Below are 5,198 nucleotides of genomic sequence, written 5' to 3' on the forward strand. Positions count from 1 at the left end.
GGAAACGCGATGAGGCCGATTGCCGCCGTTACCCCGATTAGAAGTGGATTGCTGACCTTCCAGCGAAAGAGAACGCCGAGAGACGCGAAGCCGATGAGGGCGGTCAGCCAGTCACCGATGGCGATCCGTCCAAGCAGGATACAGGCACCCAGGATCGTGCCGATCGCCGCCGCGTAGGCTCCACGGACGAAGCCTTGGACATTGGGGTTTTCGCGGTGGCGCAGCAAAAGCGGCGCGGCGATCAAAATGTAAAGGAATGACGGCAGGAAGATGCCGACGGTCGCCGCCAACGAGCCCCAGAAGCCGGCGACCAGATAGCCGACGAAGGTCGCCGTAATCACCACCGGGCCAGGGCTGATCATGCCGATCGCAACCGCGATCAGGAACTGATGAGGGTTAAGCCAATGGTACTGGTGAACAACGCCGGCTTCCAGGAACGGAACGATGACGAGACCGCTGCCGAAGGTGAGCGAACCAGCTTTGAGGAAGAAGAACAGTAGCTTACCGAGCAGTGACGCCGACGCTCCGGGAGCAAGTCCCGGCGCCGCTGGTGCCACCGCCAATACCGATGCACCAGGCGGTCGCCGCCGGACCAAATCGCCATAAGCCAGCATCCCGACGATGCCCGCGCCGATGAAGAGCGGCGCAACTTCCGCCTTGAGAATGACGGTCACCGCAAGGCACACGGCCGCAATGGTCCATTGCAACCATCCCTCCATGCCGAGCTTCGCCAGACGGTAGCAGGAATGCAGGATCAGGGCGATCACCGCAGGGCTGACGCCATAGAAGATGGCGGTCATCAGCGACAGGCTGCCGAAATGGACGTAAAGCGCGCCGAGCGCGGCGACGATCACGAAATTGGGCAGGATGAAGGCCCAGCCACCGATCCAGGCGCCCCAGAACCCGGTCCGGAGATAGGCGATAAAGATACCGACCTGAATGGCAAGTGGCCCGGGCAGCGTCTGGCAGACGGCGATGGCCTCGCGCATCTGCTCCTTGGTGAGCCATGCGCGTTCGCCAACCAACTCCCGCTCCATCTGCCCGACCAAGGCCACCGGACCGCCGAAGCCCAATAGACCAAGGCGCAGGAAGTACCGTGCGATCTCCGCAAGGCTGCCGTTGCGGCGCATGGGGCTAGTGGGCGACGACGCCGGCTCAGTTGGGTGAACTGGGTTGGTCATCGACGTTTCCTGCTGAAAGAATCATAAAGAGAGTCAAACACCGACGCTCCTCGTTCGATCCGTTGTTCGTCGGGCGCATCCGGGGCCGCTATCCCGGCGATCAGTCGGGCAATGCCGGCCGTTTCTTCGCGGCCGTATTTGCTGTCCTTGAGATCGATGTCGTGGACGATTTCAGCAATCGCGCGCAGCGCCGGATCGCCGGCCAATCCAGCCCGGTCAACTAGGACCTCGAAGGTGCAGCGGTCGCCTTCATGGGTGAACTCGGCCTCGAACATGTCGAACCGAAACTCGCCCGGCGATGGCTTGTATCCTCTCGCCGGCACGAACCGGAATTGAGCATCCCGATCGATGAAGCGGTGGATCAGCCAGGCACAGCCTATCCGATCCACATACACGCCTTGCCGCGTCACCCAGACGCGCCCTTTCAGGTCCTCGGGGCGGGCGGGCTGAGCCTCTGTTTGTTTGGGCATAGGTTCCTCCTTCAGCCTGTCTTGCAGGGCTACGAGCAGCCCATCGACCGCCTGCCGTCCATTGGCGTCAAAGAAGTCGATGGCGATGATCTGCGCATGGCGTAACGCGAGACGCGAAACCTGTGAGCGCGCGTTAGCCAGGGCGTCGACGGTCGCCGGGTTTGTCAACTCCGCCGCCAGAGTGCGCAACTCTTTCGCGATTTTCTGATAGTCGGCATCGCGCGCGGCGTTGAACATCTCGCGTATTTCGGCGTCGGTCAGCCCATCGATCAGGGAAGCCTCGCACACCAGGGCCTCTCCCCCGCCGTCCACGATCTCCCGGCGCAACCAGGCAAAGTCTTCCTTGCTTTGCTCGGTCGCTGGTAGGGCATAGGCCGCCCGTTTGACCGCAACTGCTCCCAGGCTTTCCAGGCGGCGCCAGATCTTGACGCGGAAGTACGCCGGCTTCGCCGGAAGCTGGTGCAGCAGCAGCAGCCAGGTTTCTGCGAGATCTGCCGCCCGAGCGTCGATAGTAATCATAGCGCATATGTATCTCGCACAAAATTTTTATACAACACTTGTATCATGATGCATCCGGGAGTAGGGTTGGATCGGAACGACGCTCGGGAGGTCACTCATGCCGGTCGAGGTTGCCCCGCTGCCCTTCAAACCACCGCAGCTGAAGGGGCTGTCGGACAGGCTGCTGGTCAGTCACTACGAGAACAACTACGGCGGCGCGGTGCGACGCTTGAATGCCATTGACCAGCGCATGGCCCTGCTGCGGTGGACGACTGCGCCAGGGTTCGAGATCAACGGATTGGCCCGCGAACGCCTCATCGCGGCCAACTCGATGCTGCTGCACGAGGCATATTTCGAGGGGCTGGGCGGCTCCGGCGGGCCGGCGGGTTCAATCGCCGCAGTGCTCGAGCGAGATTTCGGTTCCGTCGACCAGTGGCTGGCGGAGTTCGCGGCCATGGGTAAAGCGCTCGGCGGCGGTTCAGGTTGGGTGCTGCTGACCTGGTCGGATCGGCTCGGACGGCTCACGAACCAGTGGTCGGCCGATCATTGCCATGTACTGGCCGAGAGCGTGCCGGTTTTGGCGCTGGATATGTATGAGCACGCCTATCATATCGATTTTGGCGCAAACGCTGCGGCCTATGTCGAAGCGTTCCTGGGCAACCTCAATTGGGGACGTATCGAGGACCGCTACCGCCGGGCAACCGGGCGGAAAACGGCTGGTATCTCAGTGCGCGAGGATCAAATCGGCCCCACCGCATTGAGAGCGTTGCTCGATCGCAGTGAACCGGTGTTGATTTTCGACGTCTACGCTGATGAGGATCGTCCGCGTCGCTACGACGCCATTCCGGGTGCGCGCGTCGGCACGCCCGACGAAGTTGCAACCTGGATCAAGGATCTGCCGACGGACCGGCCGATCATTGTCACCTGCACCTATGGCTTCGAAAAGAGCGCCAACGTTGTCACCGCGCTTCGCGGTCGTGGTTGCGATGCCCGGCAATTGGCGGGCGGCATGGCCGCTTGGCATGCCATGGCAGGTCCTACCGAGCCTCTGACCAACAGGCCCGGACCATAGAACCACCAGAAGCCCGTCACAGCCATCAGGAGAACGTTGTCATGAAGTGGGTCACGCGCGAACGACCGAAAATCGACCGAGTAGCCTGCCCTTGGCTGATTGCTCGGTTCATCGACAAGGAGCCGGAGTTTCTCTACGTTCCGCCCGATCAGGTGATGAAAGTGGTTGCTGAAACCGGCGCCACCCCTTTCGATATCCCAGGGGTCGAGCTTTCCCATGCCGGCGACCTCTGTTCCTTCGACACGTTCCTGGCCCGTTATCAGCTCACCGATCCCGCATTGCACCAGATCGCGCTGATGGTGCGCGGCGCCGACACGGCACGGTTCGATCTGGCGCCACAAGCAGCCGGACTCTTTGCCATCTCACTCGGACTCTCGGCGATGTTTCCCGACGATCATGAGATGCTGCGGCATGGGATGGTCGTTTACGACGCGCTCTATGCCTGGTGCCGGGAGCGCCAAGAGGAAACCCATGGCTGGCCGCCGAAAATTGTCACTTAGAAAGTGCGGATAAAATTCAGAAAACGAAAGGAATCGTCATGCGAACAATCCAGATCAACGGCGTGGCACTGGCCTTCGTCTCGGTGCTTGCACTTTCCGCCCCGGCTTTTGCTGCAACGACGCGCACCTTCTATCTGCAAACGGTGCAATGGGTATCCAAGAAAAATCCAGATCAGAAGAAGGCGGTAGCAAAATTTGGCGAGGTCTATGGCTTTGCTCCGAATACCCTCGTCGTACGACAGGACGATCATGTCGTGATCGATATCCGTAACCTCGAGTCGGGCGGTGACGATGGGCATACCTTCACCCTGAAGGCCTACGGCATCAACAAGTCACTCCCACCGCTTTCTTCGGTCAAAATTTCGTTCACGGCGGACAAGGTAGGGATTTTTCAGTTTTCTTGCGAGTTTCATAAACCGTGGATGAGCGGAGAACTCGTGGTTCTCCCCGCCAAATGAAGCTCACCGAAATGAAAAGCTCGGTTCTATCTGCCGCAATGCGGATGCTTGGTACGTTTGCTTTCGGGTGTCTGCTTACCGCAGGCGTCGGCGTTGCGGCGACGACATCGTTACCACTGAAGGAGGCGCATCCGGATATTCCATTGGCCGGCAAGCCAAATAGGTTCGATTATGAATCGATCGATCCGCAGCGTCGGCTGCTGTTCATCGCGCATCTTGGGTCCGGGATCGTCACGGTGGTCGATCTTCACACCAACAGCGTTGTCGCCAACATCAGGGGTGTTCCTGGTGTTCATGGCGTGCTCGCGGTTCCGTCGCTCAATGAGGTGTTCGCAACGGCGACCGACCAAAACCGGGTTGATGTCATTTCCGAGACCGATTTTCATATCATCGCGCATGCGCCGGCTGGCGTGTACCCGGACGGAATGACCTATGCGCCACGCGAGCATGAGCTGTTTATCTCCGACGAAGCCGGGCAAACCGAGACGGTTGTCGATACGCGAACGAACAAGCGGGTCGCGACGATCAGAATGGGGGGTGAGGTCGGTAACTCGCAATATGATCCGGTCACCCATCAGGTTTTTGTCGATGTGCAGACGCGCGACGAAATCGTGGCGATCGACCCTCGAACCGATAAAATCGTGCATCGCTATCGTCTGCCGGAAGCCTGCAATGACGACCATAGCTTGTTGCTGGATTCACCGGCTCGGCTAGGGTTCGTCGCGTGCGATGGCAATGCCAAGCTGCTGGTCGTGGACATGAACACCATGCATGTCTTGTCCATCCACAAAACCGGCAGAGGCCCTGACGTGCTCGCCTTCGATGCTGGATTGCAGCGGCTTTATGTCGCCAGTGAAAGCGGCGTCGTGGCGGTGTTTCACCTTAAGGGCAACAAATTGCATCTGCTCGGCCGCAACTACCTTGCCGGCGAAGCGCATTCCGTGGCTGTCGATCCACAAACACACGAGGTCTATTTCCCGCTTCAAAACATCGGCGGCAAAGGCGTGTTGCGCATCATG

At 59.9% G+C, this 5,198-nt stretch carries 6 protein-coding genes; 4 read left to right on the plus strand and 2 right to left on the minus strand.

Annotation, left to right across the window (positions count from 1 at the left end; translation table 11 throughout):
• Both chrA and L2A60_RS19805 read right to left on the minus strand, forming a co-directional pair.
• Nucleotides 1-1,130, minus strand: a 1,130-nt coding sequence (gene chrA / locus L2A60_RS19800; protein ID WP_235706182.1) for a chromate efflux transporter, incomplete at its 3' end; no start/stop codon positions are given.
• A gap of 47 nt (nucleotides 1,131-1,177) precedes the next feature.
• Nucleotides 1,178-2,170, minus strand: a complete 993-nt coding sequence (locus L2A60_RS19805) for a chromate resistance protein ChrB domain-containing protein (RefSeq protein WP_235706183.1) — start codon at nucleotides 2,168-2,170, stop codon at nucleotides 1,178-1,180.
• A gap of 97 nt (nucleotides 2,171-2,267) precedes the next feature.
• On the opposite strand from L2A60_RS19805, the gene L2A60_RS19810 reads away from it, so the two are divergent.
• The 4 genes from L2A60_RS19810 to L2A60_RS19825 form a co-directional block, all read left to right on the plus strand.
• Complete coding sequence (locus L2A60_RS19810; RefSeq protein ID WP_235706184.1) at nucleotides 2,268-3,221, plus strand: Fe-Mn family superoxide dismutase; 954 nt, start codon at nucleotides 2,268-2,270, stop codon at nucleotides 3,219-3,221.
• A 41-nt stretch (nucleotides 3,222-3,262) separates the two neighbouring features.
• Nucleotides 3,263-3,721 carry a chromate resistance protein ChrB domain-containing protein gene (locus L2A60_RS19815; protein WP_235706185.1) on the plus strand — a complete coding sequence of 153 codons (459 nt, stop codon included), beginning with the start codon at nucleotides 3,263-3,265 and terminating at the stop codon, nucleotides 3,719-3,721.
• A gap of 38 nt (nucleotides 3,722-3,759) precedes the next feature.
• Nucleotides 3,760-4,179 (plus strand): cupredoxin domain-containing protein, encoded by a 420-nt coding sequence (locus L2A60_RS19820; protein WP_235706186.1) that lies wholly within the window; start codon nucleotides 3,760-3,762, stop codon nucleotides 4,177-4,179.
• Nucleotides 4,176-5,198: YncE family protein (locus L2A60_RS19825; RefSeq protein ID WP_235706187.1), on the plus strand; the 1,023-nt coding region annotated here is incomplete at its 3' end. The genes L2A60_RS19820 and L2A60_RS19825, both read left to right, overlap by 4 nt.

It is taken from the genome of Acidiphilium iwatense (assembly GCF_021556475.1).
Classification (GTDB): Bacteria; Pseudomonadota; Alphaproteobacteria; order Acetobacterales; family Acetobacteraceae; genus Acidiphilium; species Acidiphilium iwatense.